General features: G+C 67.3%; 9 protein-coding genes. 3 read left to right on the forward strand and 6 right to left on the reverse strand.

The window, feature by feature from the left end; translation table 11 throughout:
* Positions 1 to 93: 93 nt before the first annotated feature.
* Positions 94 to 1,269 (reverse strand): pyridoxal phosphate-dependent aminotransferase, encoded by a 1,176-nt coding sequence (locus tag GWI72_RS10930; protein ID WP_348272664.1) that lies wholly within the window; start codon positions 1,267 to 1,269, stop codon positions 94 to 96.
* A gap of 143 nt (positions 1,270 to 1,412) precedes the next feature.
* Positions 1,413 to 1,844 (reverse strand): large conductance mechanosensitive channel protein MscL, encoded by a 432-nt coding sequence (gene mscL, locus GWI72_RS10935; RefSeq protein ID WP_161676262.1) that lies wholly within the window; start codon positions 1,842 to 1,844, stop codon positions 1,413 to 1,415.
* 253 nt (positions 1,845 to 2,097) lie between these two features.
* Here mscL and GWI72_RS10940 point away from each other — a divergent pair, with 253 nt between their 5' ends.
* Positions 2,098 to 5,622, forward strand: coding sequence for a PAS domain-containing hybrid sensor histidine kinase/response regulator (locus GWI72_RS10940; RefSeq protein WP_161708662.1), 3,525 nt, complete (start codon positions 2,098 to 2,100; stop codon positions 5,620 to 5,622).
* Positions 5,623 to 5,710: 88 nt separating this feature from the next.
* On the opposite strand, the gene GWI72_RS10945 is transcribed toward GWI72_RS10940, so the two are convergent.
* Complete coding sequence (locus GWI72_RS10945; RefSeq protein WP_161708663.1) at positions 5,711 to 8,212, reverse strand: putative bifunctional diguanylate cyclase/phosphodiesterase; 2,502 nt, start codon at positions 8,210 to 8,212, stop codon at positions 5,711 to 5,713.
* A gap of 166 nt (positions 8,213 to 8,378) precedes the next feature.
* On the reverse strand, positions 8,379 to 9,047 hold the full coding sequence (locus tag GWI72_RS10950) for a response regulator (RefSeq protein ID WP_161676265.1): 669 nt from the start codon (positions 9,045 to 9,047) through the stop codon (positions 8,379 to 8,381).
* 371 nt (positions 9,048 to 9,418) lie between these two features.
* Between GWI72_RS10950 and GWI72_RS10955 the strand changes: the two genes are divergently transcribed.
* Both GWI72_RS10955 and GWI72_RS10960 read left to right on the forward strand, forming a co-directional pair.
* The gene (locus tag GWI72_RS10955; protein ID WP_161676266.1) at positions 9,419 to 10,375 is read left to right on the forward strand and encodes an alpha/beta hydrolase; all 957 of its coding nucleotides are present in this window, start codon (positions 9,419 to 9,421) and stop codon (positions 10,373 to 10,375) included.
* Between the two features lie 67 nt (positions 10,376 to 10,442).
* Entirely contained in the window at positions 10,443 to 11,312 is an 870-nt protein-coding gene (locus tag GWI72_RS10960) for an acyl-CoA thioesterase (protein WP_161676267.1), read from the forward strand.
* A gap of 195 nt (positions 11,313 to 11,507) precedes the next feature.
* On the opposite strand, the gene GWI72_RS10965 is transcribed toward GWI72_RS10960, so the two are convergent.
* Positions 11,508 to 12,080 carry a hypothetical protein gene (locus tag GWI72_RS10965; RefSeq protein WP_161708664.1) on the reverse strand — a complete coding sequence of 191 codons (573 nt, stop codon included), beginning with the start codon at positions 12,078 to 12,080 and terminating at the stop codon, positions 11,508 to 11,510.
* A 96-nt stretch (positions 12,081 to 12,176) separates the two neighbouring features.
* Positions 12,177 to 12,797, reverse strand: coding sequence for a 2-hydroxychromene-2-carboxylate isomerase (locus GWI72_RS10970; RefSeq protein WP_161708665.1), 621 nt, complete (start codon positions 12,795 to 12,797; stop codon positions 12,177 to 12,179).
* Positions 12,798 to 12,816: the final 19 nt, after the last annotated feature.

The following is a 12,816-nucleotide window of genomic DNA, read 5'->3' on the forward strand; positions in this document are numbered from 1 at the left end:
ACCCTGCCACCCGTCGTTGCACCGAAGTCTGGTCCGGGAGAGGAGTTTACAGACTCATACGCGAAATTGCGTAGCTTACCGATCACGGGTTCGTCAATGCGAAAGCCATTCAGCGAGGCGTCGGGTCCCCTCCCGCAGATGGGCCTCGCGGCGGGCATAGCACAGGCGCAGGAACCCCTCCCCGGCTGGCCCGAAGGCGGATCCGGGCGCGAGGCCGAGCCCGGTGTCGCGGACCAGATCCATGGCAAGACGGCGGCTGTCGGGATGGCCATCCAGCCCGAAGAACAGGTAGAACGCCCCCTCAGGCTCGGCGAACCGGCTGCCCGGCAGGGCCGCCACCGCGTCGCGGACCAGCTGCCGTCCGGCATCCGCCCGCGCGATCTGCTCGGCCAGGAAGGCGTCGCCCTCCGCCGACAGCGCCGCAAGCGCCGCCCGCTGGGCAAATGTCGCCACGCCGGAGTTGGAATACTGGATCAGGTTCTCGATGACCTGGCCAAGCTTCGCAGGAGCCGACAGCCAGCCGATGCGCCAGCCCGTCATCGCCCAGTTCTTCGAGAACGTATTCACGTAGATGATCCGGTCCTGATCGCTCGCCAGGTCATGGAAGGAAGGGGCCCGCCCCGCCTCGCCATAGTAGAACCGGGCATAGACCTCGTCGGAGATGATCCAGAGATCATGCTTGCGCGCAAGGGCCAGAATGCTGGCGAGCGTGGCATGGTCGGCGACCCAGCCGGTGGGATTGCTCGGCGAATTGAGAAAGATGGCGCGCGTGCGCGGCGTGATGGCTGCGGCCAGCTGCTCGACATCCAGCGTCCAGCCGGATGCGCCGAAGCGCAGCGGAACGGACACGGGCCGGCCGCCATTGATGCCGACCGCGGCTGCGATGTTGGGCCAGGAGGGCATCGGCACGAGGACTTCATCGCCGGCCCCCGCCACGAGCGCGACGGCGATCTGGATCGCATGCATTCCGGAGCCGGTGACGAAGAAGCGCTCGGGATCGAAGTCCCGCTCGTAGACACGGCCGTGGTAGGCGGCCAGCGCCTGGCGCAGCTCCGGCAGGCCGCGCTGATAGGTGTAGAAGGTCTCGCCGGCGCGCAAGGCCGCCTCGGCCGCCGCGCAGATGAACGTCGGTGTCGGAAGATCGCCCTCGCCCACCCAGAGCGGGATCAGGTCCGATCGTCCCCTTGCGACATTGACGACCTCGACGATACCGCTTTCCGGGGCTTCGCGCGCAGGCTGGCGAATCGCGGACAGGAGCTGGCTGGACACGGAAAACCTCTGGATCTCAAGGACAAAGCAAAGCGGGCCAGCCGTGGCTGACCCGTGACGACCATACAAAGACGGTCTGCAGATGACACTTGAAAAGGCGTGAACCATCCATCACGCAAAGCGATGGATCGCTGCCGCGTGGTTCACCGCTTCAGCAGGTCGCGGATTTCGGTGAGCAGCAGCTGCTCGCGGGTCGGCGCAGGCTCGACCGGCGCTGCCGGCTTGGCTTCCTCGCTGCGGCGCAGGCGGTTGACGCCCTTCACGACGATGAAGAGCGCAAAGGCCACGATGGTGAACTTCACCACGGCATTGATGAAGAGACCCAGGTTCCAGGTCACGGCACCGGCGTTCTTCGCGGCCGCGACCGTGGCATAGGGGCCTTCCGGCATGCCCTGCTTGAGGACGATGAACAGTTCCGAGAAATCGACATTGCCCAGGATCAGGCCGATCGGCGGCATGATGATGTCGTCGACCATGGAAGACACGATGGCGCTGAAAGCCGCGCCGATCACGATACCGATGGCCATGTCGAGCATGTTGCCCTTGATGGCAAATTCCTTGAATTCCTTCAGCATTGAATGCTCCCGTTTCGCCCCGGCCCCTTGGTAAATTTACGGGCCTTACGTTGCTGTATCACATGCTTAACACATTCCAAACGCCGACTTGAAGGGTGCCCCCGTCGCAAGGCCAATAGACAGACGAAACCGGGTGTGGTCCGATCGCGTCGGGAGGCGGTGCAGCGTTGGCACCGGCCGCAAGATGACAACCGAGGCGGCATGACCCGCAGCCGGCCCCAGCGGGCCGGCCCGAGAATGGACCGGGTAGACCATGCTGGATGGCTGGATCGTCACACTGACGGCGCTGGGATACATCCTGCTGCTGTTTGCAATCGCCAGCTACGGCGACCGCAAGGCGCGCCAGTGGCGCAACGGCCAGGCCCGGCCGCTGATCTATGCGCTGTCCCTGTCGGTCTACTGCACGTCCTGGACCTTCTACGGCTCCGTCGGCGGGGCGACGCGCAACGGCTTCGAGTTCCTGACGATCTACATCGGCCCGATCCTGGTCTTCGCCTTCGGCTTCACGGTGCTCCGGCGCATCATCCGGCTGGCGAAGGGCGAGAAGATCACCTCGATCGCCGACTTCCTGGCCGCGCGCTACGGCAAGCACCAGACGGTGGCAGCGGTGGCTGCCGTCATCGCCGTGATCGGCATCATTCCCTACATCGCCCTGCAGCTGAAGGCGATCTCGCTGTCGGTTGCCACCATGATCGGCCCGCTCGGCCCCTCGGACGGTCCGTCGCTGGTCACGCCCTTCGGCGATGTCACGCTGCTGATCGCCGTTGGCCTTGCCGGCTTTGCCTGGCTGTTCGGCACCCGCCACATCGATGCCACCGAGCATCAGGAAGGGCTGATGCTCGCCATTGCCCTGGAGGCGATCGTCAAGCTCGTGGCCTTCCTGGCGGTCGGCATCTGGGTCACCTACGCCCTGTATGAGGGGCCGCTCGACCTGGTGGCGGCCATCGCCACGCATCCCGAGACGGCGCAGGTCTTCGCGCAGCCGATCAACTCGGGCAACTGGATTGCCATGATCACCCTGTCGGCCATCGCGGTGGTCATGCTGCCGCGGCAGTTCCACGTCATCGTGACGGAGAACAATTCCGAGGCCGAGCTGCGCCGGGCCACCTGGCTTTTCCCGCTTTACCTGGTGCTGATCAACCTGTTCGTCGTGCCGATCGCCGCGGCTGGCCTGCTGCTGCTGCCGGGAGAGGTGAATGCGGACACCTTCGTGCTGGCTCTGCCCATCTCCGCCGGAGAGGGCCTGCTGGCGCTGTTTGCCTTCATTGGCGGGCTGTCGGCCGCAACAGCCATGGTGATCGTGGCGACCGTCGCGCTGGCGATCATGATCTCCAACGACATCGTCGTGCCGCTGATCCTGCGCCGGCGCGCGGTCGAAGAGGCTGCGGGCGCCCCGGCACGGGACATGAGCCGGCTGCTGCTGCGCACCCGGCGCGCGGCGATCTTCGTGATCCTGCTCCTTTCCTACGCCTATTACCGCGCCGCCGACGACACCGCCGCCCTGTCGTCGATCGGCCTGCTGTCCTTTGCCGCCATCGCCCAGTTCGCGCCCGCCTTCATCGGGGCGCTGGTCTGGCGGCGCGCCACGGCGCGGGGCGCGATTGCCGGCATGGCCAGCGGCTTTGCCGTGTGGCTCTACACGCTGCTGCTGCCCACGCTGGCCCGGTCGGGCCTGTTTCCGGAAGGCTTTCTCGACACCGGCCCCTTCGGCATCCTGCTGCTGCGGCCGCAGGCCCTGATGGGGATCGAGGCCGATCCGTTCCTGCATGGCGTGGCCGCGAGCCTTGCGATCAACGTCCTGTGCTACATCGGCTTCTCGCTGAGCCGCGCCCCCGAGCCGGCCGAACGGCTGCAGGCCAACATCTTCGTGCCGCCGGACATCATGCCGACGCCCTCGCTCAGGCTGTGGCGGACCAGCGTCACCGTCAGCGACCTGAAGTCGACCGTCTCGCGCTATCTCGGGGCCGAGCGGACGGAGCGCTCCTTTGCCCGCTACGCCCGCGAGCGCGGCCTGACCCTGGCCCCGTCGGCCACGGCGGATGCGGCGATGCTGCGCTACTCCGAGCAGCTGCTGGCCTCCGCCATCGGTGCCGCATCGTCGCGGCTGGTGCTGTCGCTGATGCTCAAACGGCGCGATTCCGACATCAAGGGGGCCATGAAACTGCTGGACGATGCCTCGGAGGCGATCCAGTACAACCGCGACCTGCTGCAGACCGCGCTGGACCAGGTGCGCCAGGGCATCGCCGTGTTCGACGTCAACCTGCGCCTGATCTGCTGGAACCGGCAGTTCCGGGATCTGCTCGGCCTTCCGGCGGAGTATGGCCAGGTCGGAACGCAGCTCGACACGATCATCCGCTTCAACGCGGAGCGGGGCGAGCTGTCCGGGGGCTCGGTGGATGCCATTGTCCACGACCGGCTGGACCGGCTGGTGATCCGGCAGGAAACCTTCCAGGAACGGCTCGTGGAATCGGGCACGGTGCTGGAGGTCCGCATCAGCCCGATGCCCGACGGGGGCGTCGTGACCACCTTCACCGACATCACGGAACGGGTCATGGCCGAGGACGCGCTGGCCCGCGCCAACGAGACGCTGGAGCGCCGGGTGCGGGAGCGCACCGAGGAGCTGACCCGGGTGAACCACCAGCTGGTGCAGGCAACCCACGCGGCCGAGGAGGCGAACATCGGCAAGACGCGCTTCATTGCCGCGGCCGGTCACGACATCCTGCAACCGCTGAATGCGGCGCGGCTCTATGCCTCCGTGCTGGTCAACCGGTATCGGGAAGGCGAGGTCGGCGACCTCGGCCGCAACGTCGAGGCCTCGCTGGAGTCGGTCGAGGACATCATCGGCGCGGTCCTGGACATCTCCCGGCTGGACACGGGGGCGCTGAAGCCGGAGTACACCATCTTCCGCCTCGACGAGCTGTTCCAGACGCTGCAGGTGGAGTTCGATCCGGTGGCACAGGAAAAGGGCCTGTCGCTGCGCTTCGTGCCCTCGGCCCTGTCGGTCCGGTCCGACCGCCGGCTGACCCGCCGCCTGCTGCAGAACCTGATCTCGAACGCCCTGAAATACACCGCCAGCGGCAAGGTGCTGGTCGGCTGTCGCCGGCATGGTGGCCGGGTGGTGGTGGAGGTTCACGACACCGGGATGGGGGTGCCGGCCTCGAAGCAGAAGGTGATCTTCCAGGAGTTCCACCGGCTGGACGAGGGCATGCGGGCCGCCAAGGGGCTCGGGCTCGGACTGTCGATCGTGGAGCGCATCAGCCGCGTGCTGGACCATCCGGTGACGCTGCGCTCGCGCCTCGGCAAGGGGTCCTGCTTTGCCGTCGAACTTCCGACCGCGGCCGCCGTGCCCTTCACGCCGGTGCCGGTCGAGCCCGCGCCCGTGCCGGGCCAGCTGGACGGCATGCTGGTGCTGGCGATCGACAACGAACCCAACATCCTCGACGGCATGCGGCGCCTGCTGGAGAGCTGGAACTGCCGTGCGATCACCGCGGCCAGCGATCTGGAGGCAGCCGACCGGATCGCCGAGCTTGGCCAGGCACCGGAAGTGCTGCTGGTGGACTACCATCTGGACCAGGGCAACGGCATCGACTGCGTCGTCCGCCTGCGCTGGAAGTTCGGGGCCGACATCCCCGCCATCCTGATCACGGCCGACCGCAGCCGGCAGGTGCGCGGCGAGGCGCAGGAGCGGGGCATCGCGCTGCTGAACAAGCCGGTGAAGCCGGCTGCGCTCAGGGCCCATCTCGCCCGCTACCGGGCGGAGCTCAGCGCTGCCGAGTGAGGCCGGGGCCACGGCCAGGCGATGCGGCCAGGCATCAGGTTCAGGCCACGGTTCAGGCCACGGTTCAGGCCCCGGTTCAGGTTCAGGCTCAGGCCCGCCCGCGTCCCTCTCCGCGGCTCTTGACCCGGGGCTGGCCCTGCGCCTGACCTGACGACTGACCCTGCGACAGGGCCCGCATCGGTGCCAGACCGCCCCTTGCGGCCTCGCGCCCCGCCTCCGCCAGCGCCTGCGGGAAGGCGGACGCCGGACGGCCGAAGTAGTAGCCCTGCAGCGAATCGCAGCCCATCAGGCGAAGCATTTCGGCCTGGGCCTCGCTTTCGACCCCCTCGGCCGTCACCTCCATGTCGAGGCTGCGGGCAAGGATGATCACGGCGGAGATGATGGCAACACTTTCGCCGCCGCGGCCGATCTCGGCCACGAAGGACCGGTCGATCTTGATCCGGTCGAAGCGGTACTGCCGCAGATAGGACAGGGACGAGTAGCCCGTCCCGAAGTCATCGAGGGCGATGCGGACGCCCAGCGCCGACAGCTCGCTCAGGGTCGTCGATGTGGAGCCGAAGTCCTGGATCAGAACCGATTCCGTGATCTCGAGGATCAGCCGCTCGGGCGGCAGGCCGGTTTCGGCAAGCGCCGCACGGACGGTATCGACGAGACCGGGGGCGGCGAACTGCAGCGGCGACAGGTTGACGGCGATGTCGATGCCGGCGCCCTCCTCCATCGCCCGGCGGCAGGCTTCGCGCAGGACCCAGGCGCCGATCGGCACGATCAGGCCGGCTTCCTCGGCCACGGGCACGAACAGGGACGGCGGCACGGAGCCAACGACGGGATCTTCCCAGCGCAGCAGCGCCTCGCAGCTCACGACCTCGCCACTGCGGGCCGACACGATCGGCTGGAAGGCGAGCGACAGGCCGCCACGCTCCAGCGTGTAGCGCAGGGCGTTTTCCAGTTCGCGCCGCTCGCGCAGCTCCCGCTCCATCTCCAGCTCGAAATAGAGCGCCTGTCCGCGACCGCCCCGCTTGGCCCGGTAGAGGGCGATGTCGGCGACGCGCATCAGGTCCTCGATGGTGTCCGCATGGCGGGGGGCCGTGGCGATGCCGATCGTCGCCCCGAGGGCATGGTGCCCGTGCTCGGTGGTGATCGGGCTCTTGAGCACGTCGATCAGGTCATTGGCGAGCCGTTCGGTTTCCTCGCGATGCTCGCTCATGTGCAGCACCGCGAACTCGTCGCCACCGATGCGCGCCAGATCCGCACGCCCCTCGCAGACCGTGCGGAACCGCTGCGCGACGCGGTTCAGGATCTCGTCGCCGACCGGATGGCCGCGGGTGTCGTTGATGGCCTTGAAGTTGTCGAGATCGACCATGAGCAGGCTGACGCTCGTGCCGTTGGCATAGGATTCCGCCATGGCATCATTGGCCCGCGACAGCAGCCAGTTGCGGTTGCCGACACCGGTCAGCGGATCATGCTCGGCCATGTAGGTGACCAGATCCCGGGCGCGGCGGGCCTCCGTCACGTCCGAGCCGACGCCGCGATATCCCCTGAACCGGCCGCGCTCGTCGAAGTCCGGGCGGCCGGTCAGCGACCACCACCGCAGCTCCCCGTTCACGCGCACCGGAACATGGTGCTCCCGGAACGGCTGGTGGTGCGTCATCATCTCGTCGAGGATGGTCCAGCTGTTGGCGGGATCCCGGGCCTCCGACTTCAGATCCTGCAGCCGGTGCCCCTGGAGCCGGGCGACCGGGACCCCGGCCACGTCGCTGAACCGGGACGAGGCGCGCTGCAGCACGCCCTCGGCATCGGTTTCCCACAGCCAGTCGCTGGATGACTGCTCGAAATCGTTGAGCAACAGGTGGATCACCTCGCCACGCTGCTGCAGCTCCGCCTCGACCAGGAAGCGGGAGACGAAGAGCCGGGCCGTCGAGATGACGGACCCCAGCACGATGAGGCAATAGGTGCACAGCAGCAGCAGGATCGACAGGGAGACCGAGAGATCCTCGATCAGGAGCGTTCCGGCAGCCGCAAGCGCCGTGATGACGACCCAGGCCGTGGCGGCCATGGGAACGGTGGCCAGCGCAAAGCCCCCCGCGCAGATGAGACCGGTGGAGACGCAGGCGATCAGCAGCAGGTTGGCCGGATCATCCGTCATCATCAGCCCGAGCGGACCGAGCGTCCAGAGGGCGGAGAGGATGGAGGCATGGATCGTGACGGCGCGCAGCGCGCGCGGCGAGGCGGCTTCCACGGGCTGCCGGAGGCTGCGCCACCAGCCCCTGAGCGCAACGAACTGGGTGGTCAGGATGGCGCCGGCCCAGAGGAGCTGGGCCCAGAGCGGCACCGATCCGGCAAGCGCGTACAGGATGATGACGAGATTGAAGACGTTTGCCGAGAAGGTGTAGGGGGCCAGCCGGATCACCGCGCCGACCTGCGCAGCATGCACCCGTCGGGTCAGGGCATGATCGCCGGAGGTTCCGCCGAACGCCACCGACAGCGCCAGACGCTCGATCGCGCTGTCGGATCGCTCGGGCAAGACCCGCGATGGCAGGATGCCGCGCAGGCGCGCAAGCCAGCGCCCCGCTCCCCAGTCGTTGTTGACCATTCCACCCTCTGAGCCGGCTTGGCGCCGACGTTGTCTGCTTCCCTAGCGTTACACTACGGCAGCGCCATGAATCCGGGGTAAAATGGCATGGCTAACAACGGTTTAAGTCCCGGCGGGGGGATCTGCGCGCCAAGGTTGCCAGGGCTGGCAGCCGGGTCCGGGGTCCTCAGCTCGCCCCATCCGCAGACATCTGCCACTGCCCCGCCTCGATCTTCGAGGCGGCGATCACGGCCTGGGTCCGGCTCTCAACTCCAAGTTTTTGCAAAATGGCAGAGACATGGGCCTTGACCGTCGCTTCCGACACCGACAGCTCATAGGCGATCTGCTTGTTGAGCAGGCCTTCCGACAGCATCATCAGCACCCGCACCTGCTGCGGCGTCAGGGTGGCCAGCCGCCGGACCACATCGGCCCCCTCGTCCTGGCTCGTGACGTCAACCTCCGGCGGGGTCCAGACATTGCCGAGCATCACGGCGGCGATGGCATCGCGGATCACCTCGATGCCACGCGACTTCGGGATGAAGCCGGAGGCTCCGAACTCGATGCAGCGCCGGATGGCCCCGGGCTCCTCATTGGCCGAGACGATCACCACGGGCACGGACGGAAACTGCGCCCGCAGATACATGAGACCGGAAAAGCCGCGCATCCCCGGCATGGTGAGATCGAGCAGAACGAGATCCGCCTCGCCGTCCGCCTCGAGATGCGAGGTCACATCCTCCAGCGCACCAGCCTCGACGATCGACGATCCGGGGAACTGCATTTCGAGGGTCTGCCGCAGCGCACCGCGAAACAACGGGTGATCGTCCGCGATGATGAACTGGTAGCTGCTCTCTGCCAAACCGACTGCCCCCCTTCAGGCCTGCTTCTGCCGCACCGGTGCAGACCGACTGGCCTGCGCTCTGCCCGGCCGGCAGGTCACCCGTCGCATGGTCGCTGATCTTTGTCGCGTTCTCCATGCGTCACGTCAATCATCTGCGCCCGTCACCACGGCCCGATCGGAAGGCTCCTCCCCCAATCCACGGCTCAGACAACGGGCCAAACGTAAGCCGGGCGATTATGTTGACTGCTTTCGACTTCTGCAAGCGGCGCGGTTGCATCGGTCGGTACCATCGCGTCCTGCGATCCCGGCTGCCATGCCCAGCGAAGTGCTTGGCAGGTCCGGGATGCACCTCTAGCCTCTCCTGACCAGCGATGTCCCGAGAGGCCCCGATGTTGACGCTTGATCCAGCCCTGTTCTCGCCCGAAGCCGTGGCGGAGGAAACCGCAACCTTCAACCGCGAGCTGGCGGCCCGTCTTGGCGCCCTGCCGGACCAGTGGAGCTTTCCCCCGCAGGTGGTGCGCGACCGCCGCGAGCAGGGTCTTGGGCCTTTTCCGGCCCCGGAGCGCAGCCCGCGGGCGCGCGTCCAGGTGATCGACGGCCCGCATGGCCCGGTTCCGCTGCGCATCATCGCACCGTTGCAGCCGGGCGACGGTGCCTTCCTGCACATTCATGGCGGCGGCTGGACCTTCGGCGGAGCGGATCTGCAGGACGCCCGCCTGGTCCAGATGGCGGACAGGACCGGGCTGACGGTGGTGTCGGTGGACTACCGCCTTGCGCCGGAGAACCCCTACCCTTGCGGACCGGATGACTGCGAGGCGGCAGCGCTCTGGCTGACCGGCGACGGCGGTGACGCCCTCGGCCTGCGCCGATTCGCCATCGGTGGCGACAGTGCCGGGGCGAACCTCAGCGCGGCGACGCTGATCCGGCTCAGGGACCGGCACGGCCTGACCCCCTTTCTCGCTGCCGTCTTCATCGCGGGGTGCTTCGACCTGCGGCTGACGCCGAGCGCGCGCGCCTGGGGGAGCGAGAAGCTGGTTCTCAACACGCGCGACCTCGAAATGTTCGTCCGGCACTACCTGTCCCGGGGCCATGATGCGGCGCTGCCGGACGTCTCTCCGCTGCTTGCGGACCTGCGCGGCCTGCCGCGCGCGCATTTCGTCGTCGGCACACGTGATCCACTGCTGGATGACACACTCTTCATGGCCGGACGCTGGGTGGCCGCCGGAAATGCTGCCGAGACCCGGATCGTGCCCGGAGGATGCCATGTTTTCCAGAGTTTCGGGCTTTCTATTGCACTAGAAAGCAATAATCTCATTGATAATTTTCTCAGGGTCAGTATGGGTTGAAAAGAGTCAAGTCCCTCCCGGCTTGGCAGCCGTATTTGTCAAATTGATTGACAGGAAAAGCCTGAAAATGCCCGTTCATGACACGCTACTGTCGTTCGTTAACTCATGGGAATGTGACGAGAACGACCATCTCAATGTGCAGTATTACTTCGAGCGCTTCGAGGAATCCGAACGTCAGTTCCGGCTGCTCACCGGCTTCAGCGAGTCCCAGGTCGGGGCGCGTCGCGTCCGTCACGTGCGTTACCATAGGGAAGCTCGCGTTGGAACCCTCCTGAAGGTGGGAGCCTGCATCTGTTTCGACGGCCCGCATGTCCTGACAGTGCTGCATGAATTGCGCGATGCCAACAGCGGCCAGCTGATTGCCACGGCCATCGACGGCTACAATCCTGCCGTGGACGCCGCCCGCACCCTGCGCAGCCGCTTCAAGGACAGCCAGGAGGCCATGGCCGAGGCGGCGGCCCCGCGCGGGCTGTCGGCAACCCCGCCGGCCACGCGCGCGACGCTCGACGGCGTTCTCGCCAACGGCGGACAGTTGACGCACAGATCCACCGTCCTCGCACGCAATCTCGGGTCTGACGGCCGGGCAGACGACACATTCGCCCTTGGCTGCTTCACCCAGGCAGCGCCCTTCGTCTGGGAACGCACGCCGCTCACCCGCGATGCCCTGCAGGCGATGGGGGCAGGCCGGGTGGCCGTCGAGATGAAACTGGCCTGGGCCAGCCCGGTGAAGGCAGGCGACAGCGTGGTGGTGGCAAGCGGCGTGACGGGATGCCAGGCGAGCACCTTCACGATGCGCCATCACATGTACGAGGCGCGCACGGGGCGGCTGGTCTGCATCTGCGATGCCGTCGTCCTGCCGATGAGCCTCCAGACCCGGCGGGCGCTGCCGCTCAACCCGGACCAGCGCGAGGCGATCCTGCGCCTGAAGATCGACTGAGGCGCAACGCCTCACGATCTGGGCAGGTCACGGCCGGCAGAGAACCAGTGCCCGAAAGCCTGCCCTGGAAAGACTGAGCGCCGGAACAGCGGACCCCTGAAAAACGGCCCCCCGAAAACGAGACCCTGAGAGCGAACCCTGGAGCAACGGGCAGGGCAAGCCGGGCGGCAGGGTCTCGGGCGGCAGACGTGACTGTCAGCGCTCCATTTCCTGCTGGAGATCGCGCATCAGCCCGAAAAAGCGCCGCATCGCAAGTTCGGTGAACCCCAGCACCTCCTCAAGCTGCTGCTCGTCCTTCTCGGACAGGCGCGGACCGGACCCGGGCGCCGGCTGCGGCGCGAGACCGGTCGGAGGCACGTCAGAGGGCGCCGAAGGGGCAGGCCCCGGTGCTGCGGGAGAGGGCGTGGAAGGTGCCACCGGCCCGAGGCTCGCCAGGCGCGCCTTGAGCTCCGTCACTTCTGCCGAAAGACGTTCGATCTCGGCCAGATACGCGCGTTCCGCGTCCGGTACGGGCGCGCAGCGCCAGATCTCGTTTCGCTTCTCGCAAAGGCTGATGTCGCCCAGCCGACGATCAAGCCGAAGGTAATCGCCCTCGACCTGCACCAGCGCGAAACGGTCGGGATCATCGCCCGTCACCAGATCCGGCTTCTTGAGCGACTGGGCCCCGGCGCCCGTGGACAGCGCCGTCAGGACGGCAACGCCCGCTGCCAGCAGGGCGCTGGCGCGCAGCCAGGTGCCGCGTCGGCCCGTGGGGACAGTCTGTGCCATCGTGCTCTTCTCCTCGCTCCGGCGCAACGCGCGACCGCCTGCGACCGACACCAGTGTAATGCCTAGCGGGGCTTCGTGTCGAAAGGACGGCGGGAATTACACAGGCCTGTAAGGGCTCCGGCCGGATGCGAGCGCATCAGCCAGCAGGTCAAGCCGGTCCTGCCCCCAGAACGGCTCGCCCTCGAGAACGTAGCAGGGCGACCCGATCACGCCGAGTTCGATCGCCAGGGCCTGATTGTCGGCATAGGTCCGACGTGCGGTCTCGCCTTCGGCCTCGGCGAGGATCGGCAAGGGGTCAAGGTCCAGCTTGGACAGGAGACCGGCCACCGTGTCGCGGTCGGTCAGGTCGCCCTCCTCTGCCCAGATCGCGCGGAAGGCCAGCGCGGAGAACTGCGCCACCGGCCCGCCGCAAGCGGCAAGCGCAATCGCGCAGCAATCGGCGAGGGTCGGATCGACGGGGAAATGCCGCGGATGGATCGTGAGCGGCAGGTTGCGCTTCTCCCGCCAGCGCTGCAGCTCGATCAGCCGGTAGGTCTGGCGCACCGGGTGACGGCGGGCGAGCGGAAGGCCGCCGGAGGCGTCGAACACGCCCGACAGGTGCACCGGGCGGAAGCGCACCTCGATCCCGTGCTGCTGGGCCAGATCGAGGAAGACCTGATGCCCGAAATAGGCCCAGGGAGAGATATGGGTGTAGAAGTAGTCGATCGCCTTGGTCATCGTGATCTCCGTGCCGGTC

The organism is Pannonibacter sp. XCT-53 (assembly GCF_009915765.1).
Classification (GTDB): domain Bacteria; phylum Pseudomonadota; class Alphaproteobacteria; order Rhizobiales; family Stappiaceae; genus Pannonibacter; species Pannonibacter tanglangensis.

Excerpts from the sequence above, each read along its gene's own strand:
- GWI72_RS10970 (WP_161708665.1), bottom strand. The coding sequence starts at position 12,797 with ATGACCAAGGCGATCGACTACTTCTACACCCATATCTCTCCCTGGGCC.
- GWI72_RS10965 (WP_161708664.1), bottom strand. The coding sequence starts at position 12,080 with ATGGCACAGACTGTCCCCACGGGCCGACGCGGCACCTGGCTGCGCGCC.
- GWI72_RS10945 (WP_161708663.1), bottom strand. The coding sequence starts at position 8,212 with ATGGTCAACAACGACTGGGGAGCGGGGCGCTGGCTTGCGCGCCTGCGC.
- mscL (WP_161676262.1), bottom strand. The coding sequence starts at position 1,844 with ATGCTGAAGGAATTCAAGGAATTTGCCATCAAGGGCAACATGCTCGAC.
- GWI72_RS10960 (WP_161676267.1), top strand. The coding sequence starts at position 10,443 with ATGCCCGTTCATGACACGCTACTGTCGTTCGTTAACTCATGGGAATGT.
- GWI72_RS10955 (WP_161676266.1), top strand. The coding sequence starts at position 9,419 with ATGTTGACGCTTGATCCAGCCCTGTTCTCGCCCGAAGCCGTGGCGGAG.
- GWI72_RS10940 (WP_161708662.1), top strand. The coding sequence starts at position 2,098 with ATGCTGGATGGCTGGATCGTCACACTGACGGCGCTGGGATACATCCTG.